Consider the following 690-nt stretch of genomic DNA (forward strand, 5'->3'; position numbering starts at 1 on the left):
CCTTCGCGATGGCCTCGAGCGTGGCCTTCATCCAGGCGAAGGGCTCGACGCCGTTCATCTTGCAGGTGGTGATGACCGAGGCCGCGCGGGCCCAATGACGCCCGCCCTCATCATGGCCCGCAAAAAGGCTATTCTTGCGTTGGAGGGCAATCGGGCGGATGGAATTTTCGACCGGGTTCGAGTCCATCTCGATGCGGCCGTCGTCCAGGAAGCGCACCAGCCCGTCCCAATGCTTCAGGAGGTAGCGCAGCGCCTTGCCCATGCGGGACTTCGGCGAGAAACGTGCCGCCTGCTCACGCACCCAGGCGCCAAGGCCCGCGACCAAGGGAGCGGAACGCTCGCGACGCACCGACAGGCGCTCGTCGGCGGACCGAGCGTGGATCTCCTTCTCGATGGCGTAGAGCTGCGCGATGCGCGCCAGCGCCTCGGCCGCGATCGGCGAGCCGGTCCTGGGCGTGGCCTTGATCAGCTCCCTGCGCGCATGCGACCAGCAGTAGGCCAGCGTGATCGGCTTGCCGCCCGTCCGCGCCGCCTTCGTCAGCCGGTTGTAGCCGGCATATCCGTTCGTCGGGCAAACGGTCCCCCGGACCGTTTGCTGACCCTCCTCACCCTGCAGCACCCCGTCGAAGCCCGTCAGGATCTCCTCGGCGTGGGTGCCGCCCCGGCCGGGCGCATAGGTGAACACGGTGA

Annotated in this window: 1 protein-coding gene; it reads right to left on the reverse strand. The window is 68.1% G+C overall.

Annotation, left to right across the window (positions count from 1 at the left end):
* Positions 1-690, reverse strand: a 690-nt coding sequence (gene tnpC, locus FG154_RS20665; protein WP_145112034.1) for an IS66 family transposase, incomplete at both ends; no start/stop codon positions are given.

It is taken from the genome of Cereibacter sediminicola (genome assembly GCF_007668225.1).
In the GTDB taxonomy this organism is placed as follows: Bacteria; Pseudomonadota; Alphaproteobacteria; order Rhodobacterales; family Rhodobacteraceae; genus Cereibacter_A; species Cereibacter_A azotoformans.